This window comes from Bacteroides sp. RCH18, from assembly GCF_058231005.1.
On the sequence record NZ_JBIPTC010000001.1, the window covers coordinates 2,357,764 to 2,378,056 of the forward strand.

Below are 20,293 nucleotides of genomic sequence, written 5' to 3' on the forward strand. Positions count from 1 at the left end.
AATAAAAGCTATGAAAACCAAAAACGCTTGTTTCTGGATATTCTTATTACTATCCGGAAGTGCTTACGCACAAATGTCTCAAAAAGGTACAGTACAGATTTTTAATTCAAATAAGTCCCCACTACCGGGAGTACAACTGACAGCTACCGATGCCCCTGCCACCGATACGGATGCCAGCGGGAATTTCCAGTTCAACTTCAGCAAACAGAAACCGGGAATGGCTATCGCTTCTCCGAATGTATATAAGAAAGGATATGAACTGGTGAATAAAGACATGATCAACGGGTGGATTCTATCCGAAAAACGTCCGTTGAGCATTGTGATGGCTCCCGAAGGTACTATAGAAGAAAGCAAGAACAAGTATTATTCCATCTCCGTTGCCCACTTTTCGAAGAAACAAGAAAAAGCCATTGAAGAAATCAACCAGCTATATATAGCACAGAAAATCAGTCTGCAGGAGCGTAGCGACCGTCTGAAAGCGATGGCGGAGGAATCCAGATCATTTATGAATCAGATCGATCAGTACGCTGAGAAGTTTGCGAGAATAAATCCGGATGACATCAACGCCATTGAGAAGCAAGTACTGGAACTGGTCAATGCCGGAAAACTGTCTGAAGCCATCGAGCTATACAACAAATCCGGAATTATCACTCAAGCCAGAGAGAAGCTGTCACAGAAAACAAAAGCAGAGGAAGACATCGACAAACTGGCCGAAACAATGTACCGATATGCCGACCTCTGCGCCCTGACCGGAGGAATGGAAAACGAGAAGAAAGCAAATGATGCCTACAAGTTCGTAGCCGAAGCACTTCCCGACAGATTTACATACGTATTTAAATACGCACTGCAGAAAATAGGACTGGAAGACAGTGATACCATGGAATGGCTGGACAAATGCCAGAAACTTTCATTTGACGAGAAATCTCTCGTACAAGTACTGAACATAAAAAGTACCCTTGCACGTCATCATCAGAAAGACTATATCAAAGCCTTGGAGTATGACATCAACGCACTGGAAATCCTGTCCAACAAAAATATCTCCATGCCTTCGGGCGATTACTATGCTATCTACCATCAGACGTTCTATTCAATGGGAAAGACATACGAAGCCATGAACGAATTCAAAGAAGCAAAGGAAATCTATGAAGACCAGATCAAAGAAATTAGTGAAGAGATAGCAGACAGCGACAATCAGCTGTTCATAAATATTCAAAGTTCTCAGCTTGCCAACATATACAGTTCTCTGACAGACATTTACAAGAAGGAAGGCAATGTCTCTAAAGTCAACGAACTGTCAGAGAAATTATTCGAGCTAAATAAAAAGAATGCAGGAAATAATGAAGAAGCCATACTCGAAGCTGAAATAGGAAGACAGGAATACCTGTTCCATCAGGCAGTAGAGAAAGCGGATTACAAACTGGCAGCCAGCAGTATAAAAGAGATTCTGGCAAAAGCCGAGAAACTGTATAAGATGCGTCCCTTGTCCCGTGCCTACTGGTATGCTTTATGGAACTTCGCCTACATCAGCGTAAGCACAGAAACAGAACCGGAAAACTTCCTCACGACCATAAAAGCATTTGAAGACAAGGTAGCCAACGAATTCAAAATCAACAGCGAAGAACAAAAGACCTCATTATTGTACAATATCGAGAAACAATACATTCTATATTACTCCAAAAACGGAAATAAACCCGAAGAAAGGAAGCATGTGGAACAAGCTTACCAATATGCCGAAAAACTGAATCAGTTGAATCCGGCAAGATTTGTTCTTGAGATTATCAGTGCGCAGGCATCGTATATCGATATGCTCCTGGAACTTTCCGAACATGACAAAGCTCTGAAAGCCGCCATCGACCTGGAAGCATTATACACCATGCAAGGAGTATGGGGATTTCAGGACTTGAGAACAGAGAACAGCATAGGTACCGCAATGGTCTGCGGAGGACTGTATGAATTAGGAGTGGAACATCTGGAAAAAGTAAAGAAAGACAGGGAAAAGCACCTGAAACAAAAGCCGAACGACGTGGATATGATGGGCAGTATCACCACTACCTACAATAACCTGTCGTTGGGATACGGCAAACTTAAAAAATATGCCAAAGCACTGGAAGTGCAAAAGAAAGCATACGAAATCATCAAGACACTGTATCCGCATAATAAAGCCCAACTTGGCACGAACTATCTACTGATGACTCTCAATACAAGTATCGCCTACTATCAGAACAGCAATAATGCGGAGGCTCTGACATTTCTGCAAGAGGCGGAAAACATCGCAAACGAACTGAAAGAACTCAATCAGCTTTTCAGCTCCTACCCTCTTGTTGTCCGGTTTGCTAAAGGAGACCTTCTGGCCAAATTATCCCAACCCGGCTCCGAGGAATTATTGAAAACAGGGCTGGAGTATAAGAGCGGCACGCTGCCTAACGATGCCGTTCTGCTCTACCTTATCAATGACTACCGAACCAACAATAATAGCATTTACAGAAAGTAAAGGCATTACTTTCTCAGAATAATCTTCCATGGGACTTTATCGGATACCGGTCCGGTGAAGTCCCATAATTGATATCCATCCTTGTATACCGTCACCCGTTGCTCCTCTTTTTGTTTCTCGGCAGGTATGGGCAGTTGAAAGTTTCCCATTCCGTCAGATACCGTTTTCATGTCCAGCACTTGAACAGTAGCATCCGCCAGCGGACGGTTATCCTCATCTTTCACAGTACCGAAAATCATCGCCAATGAAGAATCACGACTGATGCCAAGAGTCACATTCTTTTCCAGGCTCAGTACCGTATCTACCGTCACATATCCTTTCGATTCTATCTTCAGACGGGCATTCTCACCCAGATATTTAGTATGAATTTCTTTGAAGACAACCTCGTCAGAAAGTCTGTCCACATGACGGGTTTCGCTCTTATCGGCATACTCCAATGTTATATCAGCGCCATAAAAAGGCAAAGACGACTTGGAAGTATCCGTAAGACGCACCGTGGAAGTGACCGGCGAATAATAATAGAAAGCAAAGAAAGCCAGTGCCACCACCAGTACAGGTACAAGGACATACAATAATACGAACCTCAATGTCCGTTTCACATCTACCGGATCGGGCTTGATAAAGCCTTCATTCTCCAAAATCTGCAATTGTTTGTCGAACTTGAGACGCAAATCATCATAATTGGTATACAAGTCGCAGAAGTGTCCGAGATTCTTCTCGCAATAAGATTTAAAATCTTTGAGAGACTCATCAACGATCCCCTCCTCCTTGAAATAGACAAATATTTTAGGTTTTGCAGCCTTAGTCTTCAGATATATTTCATGGGCCACTTCCAGTTCTTCTTTGGTATAGCGCCCCATCCGTGTGTGGAACAGAAAAATCACAATATCACATTCACGGATATAGTCATTATAGCGATCCTGCAGACGACCTTCATTCAGCGAACTGCTGAAGTCCATCCACGTACGCTGGTCGAAGTCGATATTCCGGTCACGATAAAGCTTATTCTTATCCGAAAAGTACAAGTCAAACATCTGTTTGTCTTCATTCAACTCCGCTGATGATGCAATAAAAATCTTGATCTTCTTCATCTGTTTCTATATTTTTTCCTTTATACTGATCCATTTCTTTCGGTCTTCGATTCGTTCGAAAACCAACTGTGCCTTTTTCTTCAGTTCTCCTTTCAGTTTGACTTCTTTCAATGACTGCTGAAGGCTATTCTCCACCAGCTCAATCTCTTGCATACTTTGCGTATCCTTTACGATCAAGCTATACTGATCCAGAACTTCACTTGGGTCATTCCGCTGAAAGAACCACTCTACCGACATTAATTTCAGCTTGATATCCGCCGCCATCTCATAAATCAAGTGAGCAACAGAGTCACACGCCACTTTATCATCGGCTTGCTTCAGCAACTGGAAATTATTCACTAAGGATGGAAGAAGCAGTTTCATATCTTCTTTTGCTTCCTGTCTGACTGCAATCTTCAATGTCATGGCAGAATCAAGTTTCATCTCTTCATAAAGACGAATAGCTCCATGCACATCACCATGATCGAGCAGTTCCATTGCCTGCTTTTCCATAGCATCAAGCTCGTCACGATTGATACAGGCAAATTTAAGCGCATATATTTCCAGACGTTTCTGCCATTCCATCATACTTTTAGACATGGAATCAACTTTCTGATCATATTCCACAGCGGACAATGCGTTCTGTTTCTTCAGTTCTTCCAGTTCAGCCAATGTTTTCCGATATTCTTTCTCGCTATTGGATTCGCCTATATCGTAATATTTCTTGCGCAACGCATTGATGACTTCGGTACGCCCTAATACAATTTTCAGTTCGGAGGCAGACGATATATTCCAGTTGGCTACTTTCTCGTAATTGACTATTTTGAAACCTTTCTTATAGATATCATTAATCATCAACGGATCGCCCGGCAAGGAAGCGGTGAAATTCAGTATAAACCGCCCTTCCTGATCGCTGTCCGTAGGCGAAGCACCCGCTACTTTTATTTCAGCACCGGCTACGGGCTTGTTATTGCTACTCATTTCCATGACAATTCCCTTCTGAGTGGTTTGTGCCCAAGTGCACTGAAAGCCAATCAAAAAGATAGAGAGCACTAAGAATATTTCCTTTTGATGATTCCCCATATCACAAATCCTAATCCATTTTATAGTTTTTCGTCCGGCTTCGCAATCAAAAGCAGATGCCGTGTCAAAGCAATATCATATTTCTCACTGCCATTCCGCAAATCGTTGTAAGGGCGAATGTCATAATGAGCATATTCTTCATCCCGCTTTTTATTCTTCAAGGCTGCCTTTTGTTCTATCTCTTCCTGTTCCTTTTTTGTCACAGGTCTATATCCCAGTAACAGTTCTTCCACATTCCACCGGTTGTGTTCCACCTCTGCCAAAATCGCCACCTGCTTTTCGCTAAGTTGCTTTCCGTTGTCCCAATGTTCCTTGGTGTAGCCGATTGAACGCAATTTGGTAGGAATGGCATTCGCATTGTAGATGTTAGACCATTTCTTTACCGTTTTGCACTTCGGATTGTGCCATAGTTCATCCATTTCTTTCGCAGATGGCAGTTCTGTCAAGACTTTATCTCCTTCACACTTTTCATACACCGCATTTACACGCTTGGCATACATCTCGTCTGCCATGCACAAGTCGAAACAATCATCCAACATCCCGAACGGACGAAGATTCTTGAAACGCTGATTGGTTCCTCCTTTTCCCTTCAACGGATTACCGGATAATTTTTCAATGATAGCCGATGTTATCCGTTGCTGAACCAGCACCGGAACACCTTTCTCATAGACACAACGCGGGAGATAGACAGCAGAAGAAATAGACTGATGAGTCAGGTTCAGGCAGACTGCAACCGTCATCAGCGCATCCTCATCTTCACACCAGTCTGTAATCAAATCACGGACTTCCGGCGATTCGATAGTTCCCTGTACAAACTGCCATTCTATGTCTATAAAATCTGTTCCTAGATGAGCATAGGTCTTAGCAGGCTCATCTTTGCGAACCATTCCAGTTTTTGTATCTATAAAGGTAGAATAAGATACATCAAACAGGTTTTCATACGCTTGTTTGAAGCTGTTCATCTCACGCATTGCTTCATTATCGATAAAAGTGATGCGCGTTTTCTTCTTTTTATCCCGGATAAAGTTAGGATAGTGGGCTATATGGGCAGCCTCGACAGCCAGAGCAATTCCCATCCTCGACATTCCCACAATTACCAGATGCACATATTTCTCTGATTCGTAAGTGACAGGCTGATAATCCAAAGGCAGATAATTAATCTCACGGATACTACACGCATTTCGCACAAATACTTTTTGCGCCCATGTTTCGTAAAAGTTAAACGGACAGAAATCAATATATTCCTTTATATCATCATCAATATCCGAGAATTGGAAGACGGCAAAAGTAGATTGATATTCAAAAAGTACGTTGCACTTCAAAGGAGGTTTCCGATTCTCTTCCTTGCAAAGTTCGCCTATCAGATTCAGACAGTCGACATTCATCGAGTCATGATAATATTCCACATCATCCAGCTCTCCGCTATCTCCCAATATAAAGACTTCTTTCGCATCCGCCACATACAACTTTCTCAGTTCTTCTTTAGAATCTCTCATGGCATGAACCAAAACGATTCTCTTCTCCTCGTCCTTTGTGAGATTGGAAAATAATTCCATCCGTACTTCATTGACGTCTTTGGAAGTCTGAATGACTAACGTGCAATCCTTCTCCCGTTGACATAACTGCCGTATCAGACAGGGCAACATCGCATCTGCACCGATAATCACAAAATGATCGGATAGTTTATAATGAATCAACCCGTTTCTGCAATTCTCCACCCGCCTTTCAATGATATTGGAAAGCGTGGAGATCAGCAATCCACCTAAAACGACGGAACCCAGCAAACTAATAATCAATGCCCACGGGCGGTCTTCCGGACTTATACTGATCAGATTGCCCGAATCTACAAAGTTATTGTATACATTCCACAGAGTCTTCTGAAAAGAATGGTTCGCCGCAGAGTCGGCAGCCAGCGCAGTCATCTCTTCGGAAGGAGTCATCTGATGCTTGCTTCCCCAGTGTACTCCCAGACAAGATAGAACTATCAGCGAAATGACTATAATAATCAGGAAACGTATCTGTTTCCAGGCCCCGCCATAAATAATCCGGTCAAACCAACGAGCATTCATAACTTACTCCTCCCTTTCTATTCTGAAACCTAATTTCTTCACCATCTTGATCGTATTCATAGCCGTATTCCGATCGTACTCTTTTTCTTCTTCCGGCAACTCATCATAAGGCACCAGACAAGGGTGCTTTTTATGGATATCATCGCGTTTTCCGCCATAAGTCCAGCCTTCGTCCATCCGGGCTTTTGCCCACACTTCATGTACATTTTCAGCGATGCGCTCTGATAATTGGATTAAAGATTCGGGAAGATCGACCGATGAAAGGTCCATCGGTTCGGGGGTGTAATCCAGTTTATTTTCTTTCATATTTTATATTCTGTATTTATCTAATGTATTAAGATGCAAGGCATGTCACTTTTGCAAATATAATAATTACTAATAAGAATCACCCAAAATCTGCTGAACAAATAAGTTCACATACACATCCTCATCCATTCAACCATCAATATGTAAACTATTAAATTATCATATATAAATCAATTATGTATATTATTTATTTGCATTTAGAAAACAAACGATTATATTTGCAAAGTCAATTAACCCATAAACATAAATACCTTTAGTAATAAGCAACATGAAACACGCCAGAATTCAACAAAAAAGATCAAACATATACATGACAGCAATATGTATATTACATTCTTATTCAGTCACATATTTCAAGGAGTTTTCTAGAATAAATTGAATCTCAACTAACACACTTATAATACTAATATTAATTTATATCACATCATTATGGAAAACAAATATAATATTAACAAGATCATCCCCATCATGCTTGCCTTCTTTACGATGGGCTTTGTAGACCTGGTAGGAATTGCGACCAACCATGTAAAGCAGGACTTTACATTATCCGATACGATAGCCAATACATTCTCGGTCACAGTCTTTCTCTGGTTTCTGATTTTCTCGGTACCGACCAGTATGTTAATGAATAAAATCGGAAGGAAAAAAACGGTTCTTTTAAGCATGATACTGACACTTGTCGGACTGATTATTCCTAATTTGATTTATGACAGCATCAGCATGTTCATCGCCTTTTCTTTTATAGGAATCGGTAACACAATCATGCAGGTATCCCTCAATCCTCTATTAGCCAATATGGTAAATCCTGATAAACAATCCAGTTTTCTCACATTAGGGCAATTCGTTAAAGCCATAGCTTCTGCCATCGCACCGATTCTTGCAGCAAAAGCAGCCCTCTACTATGGAAACTGGAAATTGCTCTTTGTCATATTTGCCGTAGTAGATGTAATTGCTATCCTCTATCTGATGAGTACCCCAATTAAAGAACCGACAGAAAAGAAACAATCTTCTTCGTTTCGCGAATGTATCAGTCTGCTTAGTAACGTCATCATCGTTCTTTTTTTCCTTGGGATTCTGGTTCACGTAGGTATAGATGTCGGAGTCAATATTACAGCTCCCAAACTTCTACAAGAAAGAGCCGGTATTTCACTCTCGGAAGCCGGATATGTAATTAGCCTGTATTTCTTCCTGCGTACCATCGGATGCTTTTCCGGAACATTTATTTTGGCATGGTTCTCACCAGTCAAGTTCTTCATGATCAGTGTATTCATGATTATGACTGGTATTATAGGACTTTACTTCAGCCAAAGTTTACTTGCTATTTATATATGCATAGGGCTCATTGGCTTTGGTAATTCTAATATATTCCCGATTATTTTCTCAAGCGCATTGAGCTATATGCCGACCCGACATAATGAAATCTCCGGATTAATGATTATGGGGATCATAGGAGGTGCTATCTTCCCTGTTTTGATGGGCGTTGCTTCCGACACAATGGGAGGACAAACCGGTGCAGTGATCGTATTAACAGTTTGTGCCTGCTACTTGTTATTCCTAATGACCAAAATGAAAAAGACCAATCACGCTTAAAAGAGAAGAAGATATGTATTTTATAGGAATCGATATTGGGACAAGCTCCATTTGCGGAGTTGTCTATCATACATCAACTCAAAACGTCATTTCCATTACAAAAGAGAATTGCGCAACAATCCCTTCCTCCAAAAGTTGGGAGAAAAAACAGGATGCAGATACAATCATTGATATTGTAATCAATATGATCCGAGAATTTCAGTCGCAATATAAAGATATCAAAGGCATAGGAATAACGGGACAAATGCATGGCATAGTTTATACTGATATTCAAGGCAATGCAGTAAGTCCGTTATACACTTGGCAAGACGGAAGAGGTAATCTGAATTATAGAGAGAATCAAAGCTATGCCGCTTACCTGAGTGATACTACCAGCTGTCCGGTAGCAACGGGATATGGATTAGTAACTCATTTTTATAATGTTCAAAATGGACTGGTCCCGACAAATGCAACCAGACTTTGCACTATCATGGATTATGCGGTAATGAAACTATCCGGGAAAAAGATTCCCCAAATAGACCCTACCAATGCTGCCAGTTTGGGCTTTTTCGATAAAAAAGAACTTGTTTTTGATATGGAAGCCATACAAAAAGCAGGAATTGATATAACAATGGTACCAGAAGTAGCACCGTCAGCCTCCTTGGCTGGTTACTATCATAAGATACCGGTATATACAGCTATCGGAGATAATCAAGCCAGCTTTCTAGGTTCTGTACGAGACATAGAACATTCTATTCACATCACCGTAGGAACCAGCAGCCAAATGTCTATATATACCGATCATTATATGGAAATAGAGTCACTGGATACACGCCCTTTGCCTGGTGGCGGTTACCTTTTGGTAGGCGCTGCTTTGTGCGGAGGATACTCTTTTGCCCTTTTAAGAAAATTCTTCAACAACACTTTAAGTCTTTTCACAGGAAAAGAACTTTCCAAAAATGACTTATACACAATAATGACCTCAATCTCTTATCAAAAGGATTCGAAAAACGACCTGGTCATAGATACTTTATTTGATGGAACACGCTCGAATCCATATGAAAGGGGGAAAATCACCAATATATCTACCTCCAACTTCACTCCGGAGAATTTAATCATCGGATTTGTCAAAGGAATCAGTCAGGGGCTTTACAATTATTTCCAGCTATTACCGGAATCTCTCAAAAAGAATAAAACGATCTTAGTAGGTTCCGGCAATGGAATTAAAAAGAATTCACTTCTTTATGAAGCACTCGAAGATCGTTTCAACCGTCCAATGCAATTATCTACCATTCAGGAAGAAGCTGCTTTTGGAGCCTGTCTGTGCTGTATGAGAAAAAGTCATTACAGCCGATAATTCATTTATTAACTTCAAAATTAGACATGATGAAGACTACTACTTTATATTATTTATGTAACCTTGCGATTCTTTTTTCTCTCTATTCCTGCAAAGAAGTTACTTATTCTTCCTGCAAAAATAAGATTAGTTTAGAATCATTAATGGACGAGATGATTGACATAGAAGCAGAGCCATGTTTTCCCGCTCCAACCTTTACAACGAAGCATATATCCAGTTATGATCGCAGGTCAGTAATACCAGGCACTCCTTCGTGGCATGCCAATCGTGACAATACAGGATTCATTCGTTATGAAGCCAACAACGGACGGGTAGAAAAAGTATTATTTGACGAAGAAGGTCCTGGTGTACTCACCCGAATACTAACCACCGGTGGCTCCGGTGGCGCTAATCTACGCATCTACTTTGATGGAGAAAAAGAAGCTAGCATCCTTATTCCAGCTTATGACATTTCTCTATTTCCGCTAGATATCCCCGAAGGGTTATTATATAAGCACGAACACTATTCTACCACACAAGGAAGCAGTTTCTACTATCCCCTCCCTTATGCACAAAGCTGTAAAATAACGGTAGACAATGTAGATCGCGATTACTTCTTCCATACGTCCTGCCGCACGTACCCCAAAGGGACTAAAGTTCAAACTTTTACCCTCAAGGACGGAGAGGCTCTACAAGATAAGGCACAAAAACTCAGTGAACAACTCATGTATCCCAAAGCATATACTGAAAATCCCGAAATTAAAGAAAGCATATTAACCGCCCACTCATCTCTAAACATGACACTGCCCGATGGAGAAAAAGCCATCCGAAACCTTTCGATTCATGTATCAGAGATTGATTCCGCCAACTATTCTTCAATCATGCGTAATTTGATAGTCAAAATCTCATTTGATGGTGTTCAGACAGTATGTGTACCATTAAGTGACTTGACAGGAGCTGGTATGGGAGCACCCGCTGTCCGCAGCTATTATCTGGAAGCAGATGGAAAAGGATATTCAAGACTACGCTTTGTCATGCCTTATCGACGGGAAGCCAGTATTGAAGTCGAGAATATCTCTGGGAACTCTGCCAAGATCAAGATAGAGGCTTGCATTTCTGCATGGAAATGGTATGCCAATACACTCTATTTCCATGCCGGATGGAAGCAAGAAAATGGGTTGGAAACTAATCGTGGTTTGGATTATAATATGGGAACTTTGCAGGGAAGGGGCGTTTTTAAAGGCGATATGCTCTCTTTGTATAATCATTGCCCACGCTGGTATGGGGAAGGTGATGAACATATCTGGATAGATAATGAAAAGTTTCCTTCCCACTTCGGTTGTGGCACGGAGGATTACTATAATACTACTTTCGCACCTATACATCCTTATTTCAATCCCTTTGGCGGTGCTCCCCGGGAAGACGATGAGGCATCGAGAGGATACAATACCTTTGTCCGTACACGAAATCTGGATATCATCCCTTTCAATGAACGTTTACAATTCGATTTTGAATTAATCAGCTGGGACGGCGGGCAAGTAGATTATGCATCTACCCTGTTCTGGTATGGTGATTTAGAGACTAGAATGACGAATATTTCTGATAGCAAAGAGGCTTTATATCCCCTTCCTCCCGCTATCTATACAGACAAATAAACAATATATCGTTAGGGGTCACCTTTCACACCCACTTATCCATCGACTTTTTAGTCAACCTCCTCTTCATTAGAGGCAACGAAATAGCAAATATAAAACAAACACAACGCTTATCATTCCAAAGTATACTGGCATTTGTAGTCTAATATACTAATAGATAAGTTACGCTTCATTCATAGCAAACTTACTTTGATCTAATAGTAAACTTGTTAATCCCTTGGTTCAAACTATAAACGCAAGCCCCATTTTTATAAACGAAATTTGTAATTGTAAAAATGCAATCTTCATTTATAAAAACAAAGCTTGCATTTAAAGATTGATTACTACCCAAAACAACTTTACTATTAGAGATTAATAAGTTTATTAAGCATGACGAGTAACTTTATCATTAACAGACGAGAGTTGAACTTATGTAGAATAATGAAAAAGAGATAAAGGATTGGAGAGGAGTAGTCTAGCAAAGGAGGAGGAGTGAATAGGCTGGTGAAAGATAAATGAAGAGTTATCCTTCACCCTCTATCCCCCATGAATACGGAGAAGTGAAGGGTGAAGGACTTTTATAAAAACAACTTTATTCTGCAAAAGGAGACAAACGAACATTATTCACTTCCATATTTTCAGAATGGAATTGCAAACGTTCTACAGTCAGCTTCTCACGATAAGAAACCATCGTGCGTTTTCCTGCAATTTCTGTGTCCACCAAAGAACCGTCAAACTTATCAGATGCTTTCACGAGCATGCGTACAGTAAATGTTTTGTCTGCATCTATCAGATTCTCGATTGCATAATTCCGGCCTTGCTGTGGAGCACCTCCTTCGCGTAAAGAGCGTTCACGAATAGATTCACCACCAGCCAAAGTATATTGCGCACGTTTTTCTCCATTATCCAACTTCCATTCGCACGCATCTTGTATTCCCTTATCGACAGAAGGCAACAAGTTAACAGTCAGTTTACCATCAGAGGCGACAGGTGTTACATTGAAAGTCAACAAGAAAGAACCGGACGGTACTTTTTCTATTTTATCAGAACTTCCCGAAAGAGTAATGACATCCGGTGAAATGGCAGGAACCAGTTCATCCATCCACTTTGTACCAATACGTCCTCCTTCCGGCAACTGTACCATTTCGTGAATCACCAACGGACCACCCCAAGCCTTCATCCACATCCAACCTGCCATGACAAAACGATTGTTCGAAATCTCAGTTATAGTAGGCACACAGGAACCGTTATAAAAATCGAGGCCCTCGGCCACCACATCCCGATAAACAGAATCCGGCTGCGCTGTTTGTTTAGACCATAAACGGGTAAAGCCTCCAATTATATAATCATAGTCTCCCCAATGAAAGAAGAAAGTACAATCACCACCCAAAGGGAAATTCTCATCCAGACAGCGCCAACCGCCACTGACGGAATCAGAGGCCCATGTACCCCGAGCTCCATAATTAGCCAACATTTTCAGGTCACCTTTCGGGTCTACATAAATACTCGGGTTTTCGCAAGGATGGAATAATATACCTGTCTTACGAAAATGGACACCGTCATCACTGACCGAATAAGAGGAACCAGCAGCCACACCGGCCATCTGATGGCGGTTGAAAGAGCCGCTGTATCCATTTTTATCCAAGTATTCATACAATTCAGGAAGAGTAGTCTGCTCACGCGGATAAATACGGGTTGTATGATAACCATAACTGATACAAAGCTGATTATTGAAAATAAAAGGAGTGCCAGTACCGAACGTCTCCCATTGTTCTTCGATAGGTACGGCTGCTTCATGCTCTGTCCAATGACGAAAATCCTTTGTAGAGAGATGTTCAAAGTAATGTCCTCCACGACCAAATTTACTTTGATGTCCACGACGATCGTACAAGTAGAAAAGATGATAGGTTCCGTCATGATAAAGACTGACTACATCTCCTACCCACGCATTATGTCCGGTCGGGGTCCAGTACTGTATTTGCGGTTGCAATTCAGCAGTTGTTCTTTCCATCCGTTCAGGCTGTAGAGAAGGGTAATAGATGGCTGCTTGTGATACAAAGTGAGAATCAATCTTCCAGTTTTTCATTTTCTCAGGGAGAGGATATCCTATTGGAAAATCATTATCCAAAAGCTTACCGTCTACATACATGGTCCAACGAACACCAGAGAAATTCAAAACTACCTCGTGTTCTGCCAAAGGTTGATCCAGCATTGCCAATGGAATACCAATTATCATTCGTTCCATGTGTCCGTCAACAGGAGACTTTAGTTCCAATCCGGCTTCAAGAACCGGAACCGATCCGTCCGGCATTTTATAAGCAGGGTAATTCTGTTTGTTACGGTCCAGTGGATTATGCTGGCGAAGGCAAACATCTAGTATTCCCGGAATTTCGAGAATATGGCGGTCGAAAGTCGGGACTTCCAGATTCACAGTAAAGGCGATGGCAAAACCTTTTTCTATCTCCTTAATGGCAGGCAATGAGTCGGTTTGCGTGACAGCACCCAGTTTTGCTTGTGCCGCTGACGGAAAATTCATGTTCCATGAATTATTCAGTAACTCAATGCGGGCAGAATCTTGCATTTCCTGCCGTCCGCAAGAGGCAAATCCCCCATTCAACAGTATTCCGATAAACAGATATCCCAATAGTGTTTTTTTATTCATATATCACATTCATTTTATATTTAAAGCATTTGGGACTGTACATTAAGCCAGTCCCATTTATATCTAGTCTTCCTTTATTTCCCTCAACAAAAATCCCTTTATGTATCTCCTTACAGGTTCCGCCTCCGGATTACTTTTATCAATATAAGAATAATCAAGGAAGAATTTCATAGACTTCGAGTTTTTGCCTAAGTCCTTTATTTCTACAATATTAGTTTCATTGTCCTTCTCTTTATTGGGCGATGCAAACTCTAGTTCAATATCAGGATTAACAGCAGACAGCGTGAGTGTACTATCACTATTGACTACCATATTAATATTGTAATATTCCTGTTCACTCGCCTTATCAAGATAAGCCGCTGTAAAGTAACAAGTATTTGGAGTAATCGTCCTCAATACTTGATCTCCAGTGATCAGCATTCCACCTTCGGAGCTATTCAATTCCAATGTCCTGCTATACTTCCCAGAATAATCATTTTTAAGGACAATATTAACTAGAGCCTTATTATAACCATTCTTGCCGATGCTATACTTGGACACCGAAACTATTTCAAGAGGCAGAATGTAGTTATGATACTTATTCATCTTGTCAATTCTAATTTTCACCGGAAGCAAACCATATTCCGAACCAGCCGGAATAACTACTATATTGCTTTCCATCTCATAGCATTCTTCCGGAAGAAGCTCATAATAAGAACTCTCATCGTATCTGAACTGATCGAAATTGTATTCTTCCAGATTGGCAGGCGACACTTTCAGTTCTGCTTCCACATCTTCTTTCAGAATCGAAGTGCCACTAAGAGCTACACTTACATAAGCCGTCATTTCATCTTTTCCATTATATGGAAGCTCCCATTCATGATAGCCATTCTTGATAATAATAGCAGACTTTTCAAACTGTTCGTCAGGCAGATCATTGCATCCGGTCAGCATTGCGACCAGCAATATACATAAATATGAATTAATTTGTCTCATCGTCTTCATTTATTTTTCCCAACCGGGGTTTTGTGTCAGTTTCTTATTCTTTTTCAGTTCACCTTTCGGGATAGGCCACAAATACATTTTCGGAAGAAATATCTTCGGCATCTCCGCCAGTCTTTCTTCATAGAACAGCGGTCTTTGTTCGTCCGAATTATTTTTATCGACATTCAATCCCATTACCGGGGCCCCTTCTTCTATATCCGCATCTTTCCAACGCCGCAAATCGAAGTAGCGAGAAGATTCGAGGAAGAACTCTACTTGACGTTCACGTTTCAACTCTTTTTTAAATGATTCATAATCGGCATAAACCGCATCCGGCAGGTCTGGCAATCCAGCCCTGAAACGTACTCTACTGAATCCATAACGCATGCCTCTCCCCGATTCTATCGATCCGGTTTCTCTTTTAACTTCGATCATTGTCTGATCATTATAAGAGGGTATTTGGTATGTTTGCCCCGAAACTAATTCATTCAACGCTTCAGCATACCACAACAGGACATCTGCATAACGAATCGTCGGTTCGACTTTATATTTCAACTGACCACCCGTATTCCATGAGTCATCCGGATGATAGTACTTTTTCACCCCAATTCCTGTTCGCAAATAAAAATCAGGTTCCGATAGTCTCTTCCCACTGGGATCATTCTTATAATAAAAATATTGTAATCCTATTTTCTGTGTTTCCGTTGTACTTCCGTTCTCCCATACACAACCGTTATATGCCAAGGATGCATACAAACGAGGTTCCCGATAAGCATAGCGCAAAGAAACATTCGCACCGATATACGGATAATCCGAATTGGAGAGAGAGAATTCTTTTGGCCGATAAGGATATTCTGCACTTGGCGAAGTGATTGGATTTCCGTCACACATCAAATAAGCCTTTTCCTGTTTGAGGGTAGCGGCTATCGTATTCCAGCCGTTCATTTGTCTCGGCGCAGCATGTTTCGCAATATCATTTAAATCACTGCCGGTATAACTTTGGCGTGTAAATATAAATTCAGGATTCTTAGATGCCGTAATTTCTCCGTTGAAACACTGCTGATAGGATTTAAAAGGGTCTATTCCGCCACTTCCATTGGGATAAGGAATGGTAGATGAAGGTATATTCGGTGGAGGCAGAACGGTTGTTTCATCCGCTTTCACTGTCAGAAGTTCATACACTCCCAGGTCTATTACATCTTTAGCGGCAGCGGCAGCTTTCGCCCATTTCTCCTCACTAGTCGTTTGGGCAATCAGTTCGCGTCCCTGATCATCTGTGAGAGATTTTAAATCGGTATTTCCATTATACAACGGACTGGCCGCATATAAAAGGACTTTAGCTTTCGCCGCAAGTGCAGCCCCTCTTGTAGCTTGTCCCCATCGGGAGGCATTGCGGGTGACAGGAAGCACACGGGCAGCTTGTGTCATTTCCTGGCAAATAAAATCAACACACTCATCATACGTATTTCTCGCTACGGCAAGAGCATCGTAACTCAAACTGACATCCTGCCCTTCTTCGGGCATAATAGGAACTGGACCATACTGCTTGATCAGCAGCCAGTAAAAATAAGCACGCAAAAAACGAGCCTGAGCTTTCATGTCTTCTATTTCGCTATTCCCCAATTCGGGACAACCTTCTACTCTGTTTATAAAAATAGAAGCTCTTCGTATTCCTTGATATAAATGCCCCCAACGATCTTCATAACCATCATTTGCCGTATACTCACAATTCTGATAGATACGACACCTGGGCCACCAGTCTCCAAAGATCGCTTCGTCCGAAGCAAAGCTAAAGCAGTTTGTTCCTTTATTTGCAATTTCCGCTCCGGCATTATTGAGATAACTGTAGGTATTCCACAACCACTCTTCCGTATAGTTCTTTCTCAAAAACACGGTATCCAGGGTAAGCATATCATTCACATATTTATCGATGGATAAATAATCGCTACAGGAACTAGTCATTCCCAATGTTACGATTGTGACAAGAATTATATATATCTTTTTCATCTGTTATATCTATTAGAAGTTAAGAGTCAATCCAAGTGTAAAGTTCTTCTGGATAGGATATCTGGCACCATTGTCAGATGCCAGTTCAGGATCCCACCAACCAAAACTATCCCATACGGCAAGGTTATTACCCAAAAAATAAATGCGTGCTCCCTCCATTAATAATTTACGGGAGATTTTCTTTGGAATGGTATAACCAATAGTGAGATTCTTCAAGCGCAAATAACGTCCGTTGCGTAACCAATGAGTAGAAGCTCTGTTGTTATTCTGGCTGTTGCCATAAGTAAGACGCGGAAAAACAGCATTGGGGTTTTCTGTATCAGGCGTACCCGATATCTCTCTGGAAATCCAACGGTCAGCAGGATTTGAAGCCACTTTCATAATATTTCCCGCCTCTCCTTCCTGGAATGGATATACACCCCAGCCGCCAACAAAAAAATCGCAACTGCCAGCACCTTGAAACAAAACACTGAAATCGAATCCTTTCCATTCTACACTCAATCCCATACCGTAAATCAACCCTGGATTATGCGTATAGCCGATGGGGACAACATCATCATCATTAACTACTCCGTCGCCATTTACATCTTTGTATTTAATATCACCCGGTTTCACCGGACCAAACGAATGAACAGGACTATTCTCTATATCAGCTTCATCCTTGAATAACCCCAAAGCTATCAGTCCTCTGGTCTGGCTCCAACGGTATCCTTTAGTCATTTTATAGTTCAGTTCATTAGCTGCTTCATCATAGTCAATCACATTTGTACTGGAATAAGTGATGTTTCCACGCAATGTATAACTCACATCTCCTATCTTATCAGAATAGGCCATCGTTCCGTCAAAACCCATATTCTCCATTTTACCAACGTTTGCCCATGGTATCTGTCCACCACTCAACCCGACAGTACCCGGTATATGGTCACGTTTCATAAAGATATTCTTTCTCGTATCTTTAAACATATCTACTGTCAACGTGAATTTACTAAAAAGCCCGATGTCGACACCTATATTATGCTTAGTGGCTGTTTCCCATGTCAGATTGGGAGTACCGATCGTTTTAATAGCAACTCCACCCACACCAGTCTGACCGGTCTCACCAAAGTTGTATCCTCCTTCTCCGTCGACCACTGAAATATAAGGAAAACGAGTATCACCCGCCAGACGGTCATTACCCACTTCTCCATAAGAATATCTCAATTTCAGATTATCCAACCAAGATCTGGTATTAGCCATAAAAGCCTCGTTAGAAACAACCCATCCCATAGCTACAGCAGGGAAAAAGCCAAAACGTTTTCCTTTCTCAAAGTTCTCGGAGCCAGTATATCCAAAGTTGAATTCTGCCAGATATTTATCCATATATGAATAAGTTGCTCTACCAGATAAGGCTATATTACGTCTCGGAACAGCAGCAAAGATATTACTACCCGCATCATTTCTTGCATATTCCTGTTGATAGTACAACAACAAGCCGCTTACACGGTGCTTCTCTGCAAACAGACGTTCATAAGTCAGATTCATTTCTCCATAGTACCTCCTGTCTCCCCATGAACTGGTGCTTTGCGTCAAAGGTCTTTCATCCAACACTTTAGTAAGTACTAGCTTACCTTTCGCATCCCGTTCTTTTTCTGCCCGATATAAAGTAGGATTTTTCAAGCGCTCTACATAGTTCTCACTGAAAGAGTCATACGAAAAGCGAATGTAAAAACTAAGTCCTTTTGTCAAGAAGTTCAGATTTTGTTTAATAGCAATATTGGTCTCTATCTTATTCTGCCACATCTCTTTATACCCCATCTCATTCAGTTGAACATAAGGATTGGTCTGAACTCCCGTCCCATAAGTAGGAAATAGTCCATTGGAATAAATTTTAGGAACAGTCAGTGGAGTAAGAGCCGCAAAGGAACCATACAAATCGTCGGAACTTGCATTCCCCGGTTTATTCTGTGTGGCAATCCAGCCGGAAACTCCCAACTCGACCGTTGTAGTCTTTGTGACATCTACATCTACATTAGAACGGAAATTATATCTTTTGTAATTTGCATTAGTGTTGTAGTTCTTCATTTTATCGGCTTTGTATAAGCCATCTTCATTGTAGTATGCTCCTGATATAAAATAACGGGCAGTGGTTCCACCACCACTTATGTTCAGCATAGCCCGGCTACTGGTTGTCGTTTTGTTTAGTATTTCTTTCTGCCAGTCCATGTCCGGATAAAGATCCTTATCCAGCCCATAAGCAATAATATCCATATCAGCCTCAGTATATTTAACATCTTCTCCCCGGCTCAATCTGGCTTCATTTGCCATAGCAGCATACGTACTGGCATTTACATATTCAGGTAAACGGGAAGGAGTAGTAATTCCATACTCTACCTTTGCATTTATATTCACCTTACCGGCTTTTCCTTTTTTAGTTGTAATGATAACTACTCCATTAGCACCACGATTACCATAAATAGCAGAAGCATCTTTAAGTACAGAAAACGATTCAATATCTTCTACGCTTACTTCATTCAGACTACGTTCCACTCCATCCACAAGTACTAATGCGGAAGCATTTGCACCAAAAGTACTGATACCACGTATCCAGAATTCAGACACATTATTGCCCGGTTCGCCTGTACGCTGTGCTGCTATAATTCCGGCAACATTACCTGCCAATGCATTACTTAAATTGGCAGAAGAGTTGTTTTTAAGCACCCCAGTTTCCACAGAAGTGATAGCACCTACCACGCTCACCTTTCGCTGCGTACCTGAACCGACAACTGTTACTTCTTCCAGAGCAGTCGTATTCTCTTTAAGCGTTACATTGATTACTTTTTTCCCATTGACCAGTATTTCCTTTGAATCGCATCCCAAAAAAGAAAATACCAATACATCATTTGCACCTGCCTTTATCTTATAATTACCATCAAAATCGGTTGTTGTACCAAGTCCCGGCTGGTTCTTTACTACGATAGCCACTCCAATAAGAGGTTCGTTATGACCATCGATCACCTTTCCCGTCACCGTTATCTCTTGTTGGGCAAATAAATTTAACGTAACGAGAAACAATCCGATCCCTATAAGGAATCTTTTCAGATTTGTATTTTTCATGTCGTGAGTT

12 protein-coding genes are annotated in these 20,293 nt (G+C 41.2%); 4 read left to right on the top strand and 8 right to left on the bottom strand.

Features of this window, described 5'->3' with window-relative positions:
- Positions 1-10 precede the first annotated feature (10 nt).
- Positions 11-2,491, top strand: coding sequence for a tetratricopeptide repeat protein (locus tag ACHLI0_RS09505; protein ID WP_490748970.1), 2,481 nt, complete (start codon positions 11-13; stop codon positions 2,489-2,491).
- Between the two features lie 5 nt (positions 2,492-2,496).
- Here the strand turns inward: ACHLI0_RS09505 and ACHLI0_RS09510 are convergent, their stop codons facing one another.
- The 4 genes from ACHLI0_RS09510 to ACHLI0_RS09525 are packed head-to-tail and all read right to left on the bottom strand — an operon-like array spanning position 2,497 to position 7,019.
- Positions 2,497-3,582, bottom strand: coding sequence for a carboxypeptidase-like regulatory domain-containing protein (locus ACHLI0_RS09510; RefSeq protein ID WP_008764009.1), 1,086 nt, complete (start codon positions 3,580-3,582; stop codon positions 2,497-2,499).
- 6 nt (positions 3,583-3,588) lie between these two features.
- Positions 3,589-4,644 (bottom strand): hypothetical protein, encoded by a 1,056-nt coding sequence (locus ACHLI0_RS09515; RefSeq protein WP_490748972.1) that lies wholly within the window; start codon positions 4,642-4,644, stop codon positions 3,589-3,591.
- A 20-nt stretch (positions 4,645-4,664) separates the two neighbouring features.
- Positions 4,665-6,713 carry a hypothetical protein gene (locus ACHLI0_RS09520; RefSeq protein ID WP_490748973.1) on the bottom strand — a complete coding sequence of 683 codons (2,049 nt, stop codon included), beginning with the start codon at positions 6,711-6,713 and terminating at the stop codon, positions 4,665-4,667.
- A gap of 3 nt (positions 6,714-6,716) precedes the next feature.
- Complete coding sequence (locus ACHLI0_RS09525; protein WP_048693997.1) at positions 6,717-7,019, bottom strand: RyR domain-containing protein; 303 nt, start codon at positions 7,017-7,019, stop codon at positions 6,717-6,719.
- A gap of 429 nt (positions 7,020-7,448) precedes the next feature.
- On the opposite strand from ACHLI0_RS09525, the gene ACHLI0_RS09530 reads away from it, so the two are divergent.
- The 3 genes from ACHLI0_RS09530 (at position 7,449) to ACHLI0_RS09540 (ending at position 11,579) form a co-directional block, all read left to right on the top strand.
- Positions 7,449-8,609 carry an MFS transporter gene (locus ACHLI0_RS09530; RefSeq protein WP_490748974.1) on the top strand — a complete coding sequence of 387 codons (1,161 nt, stop codon included), beginning with the start codon at positions 7,449-7,451 and terminating at the stop codon, positions 8,607-8,609.
- A 13-nt stretch (positions 8,610-8,622) separates the two neighbouring features.
- Positions 8,623-9,945, top strand: coding sequence for a sedoheptulokinase (locus ACHLI0_RS09535; RefSeq protein ID WP_490748975.1), 1,323 nt, complete (start codon positions 8,623-8,625; stop codon positions 9,943-9,945).
- Between the two features lie 143 nt (positions 9,946-10,088).
- Complete coding sequence (locus tag ACHLI0_RS09540; protein ID WP_490748976.1) at positions 10,089-11,579, top strand: glycoside hydrolase family 172 protein; 1,491 nt, start codon at positions 10,089-10,091, stop codon at positions 11,577-11,579.
- A gap of 571 nt (positions 11,580-12,150) precedes the next feature.
- Here ACHLI0_RS09540 and ACHLI0_RS09545 read toward each other — a convergent pair.
- From ACHLI0_RS09545 to ACHLI0_RS09560, 4 genes are all read right to left on the bottom strand, one after another.
- Entirely contained in the window at positions 12,151-14,220 is a 2,070-nt protein-coding gene (locus ACHLI0_RS09545) for a glycoside hydrolase family protein (protein ID WP_490748977.1), read from the bottom strand.
- 63 nt (positions 14,221-14,283) lie between these two features.
- Positions 14,284-15,195, bottom strand: a complete 912-nt coding sequence (locus tag ACHLI0_RS09550) for a BT_3987 domain-containing protein (RefSeq protein ID WP_490748978.1) — start codon at positions 15,193-15,195, stop codon at positions 14,284-14,286.
- A 9-nt stretch (positions 15,196-15,204) separates the two neighbouring features.
- Positions 15,205-17,190, bottom strand: coding sequence for a RagB/SusD family nutrient uptake outer membrane protein (locus ACHLI0_RS09555; RefSeq protein ID WP_490748980.1), 1,986 nt, complete (start codon positions 17,188-17,190; stop codon positions 15,205-15,207).
- 12 nt (positions 17,191-17,202) lie between these two features.
- On the bottom strand, positions 17,203-20,283 hold the full coding sequence (locus ACHLI0_RS09560) for a SusC/RagA family TonB-linked outer membrane protein (protein WP_490748982.1): 3,081 nt from the start codon (positions 20,281-20,283) through the stop codon (positions 17,203-17,205).
- Between the last annotated feature and the right edge of the window lie 10 nt (positions 20,284-20,293).

What these genes read in the sequence shown, in the direction of transcription:
- ACHLI0_RS09550 (WP_490748978.1), bottom strand. Translation starts at nt 15,195, where the DNA reads ATGAGACAAATTAATTCATATTTATGTATATTGCTGGTCGCAATGCTG.
- ACHLI0_RS09510 (WP_008764009.1), bottom strand. Translation starts at nt 3,582, where the DNA reads ATGAAGAAGATCAAGATTTTTATTGCATCATCAGCGGAGTTGAATGAA.
- ACHLI0_RS09530 (WP_490748974.1), top strand. Translation starts at nt 7,449, where the DNA reads ATGGAAAACAAATATAATATTAACAAGATCATCCCCATCATGCTTGCC.
- ACHLI0_RS09540 (WP_490748976.1), top strand. Translation starts at nt 10,089, where the DNA reads ATGGACGAGATGATTGACATAGAAGCAGAGCCATGTTTTCCCGCTCCA.
- ACHLI0_RS09515 (WP_490748972.1), bottom strand. Translation starts at nt 4,644, where the DNA reads ATGGGGAATCATCAAAAGGAAATATTCTTAGTGCTCTCTATCTTTTTG.
- ACHLI0_RS09535 (WP_490748975.1), top strand. Translation starts at nt 8,623, where the DNA reads ATGTATTTTATAGGAATCGATATTGGGACAAGCTCCATTTGCGGAGTT.
- ACHLI0_RS09555 (WP_490748980.1), bottom strand. Translation starts at nt 17,190, where the DNA reads ATGAAAAAGATATATATAATTCTTGTCACAATCGTAACATTGGGAATG.
- ACHLI0_RS09545 (WP_490748977.1), bottom strand. Translation starts at nt 14,220, where the DNA reads ATGAATAAAAAAACACTATTGGGATATCTGTTTATCGGAATACTGTTG.
- ACHLI0_RS09560 (WP_490748982.1), bottom strand. Translation starts at nt 20,283, where the DNA reads ATGAAAAATACAAATCTGAAAAGATTCCTTATAGGGATCGGATTGTTT.
- ACHLI0_RS09525 (WP_048693997.1), bottom strand. Translation starts at nt 7,019, where the DNA reads ATGAAAGAAAATAAACTGGATTACACCCCCGAACCGATGGACCTTTCA.
- ACHLI0_RS09520 (WP_490748973.1), bottom strand. Translation starts at nt 6,713, where the DNA reads ATGAATGCTCGTTGGTTTGACCGGATTATTTATGGCGGGGCCTGGAAA.
- ACHLI0_RS09505 (WP_490748970.1), top strand. Translation starts at nt 11, where the DNA reads ATGAAAACCAAAAACGCTTGTTTCTGGATATTCTTATTACTATCCGGA.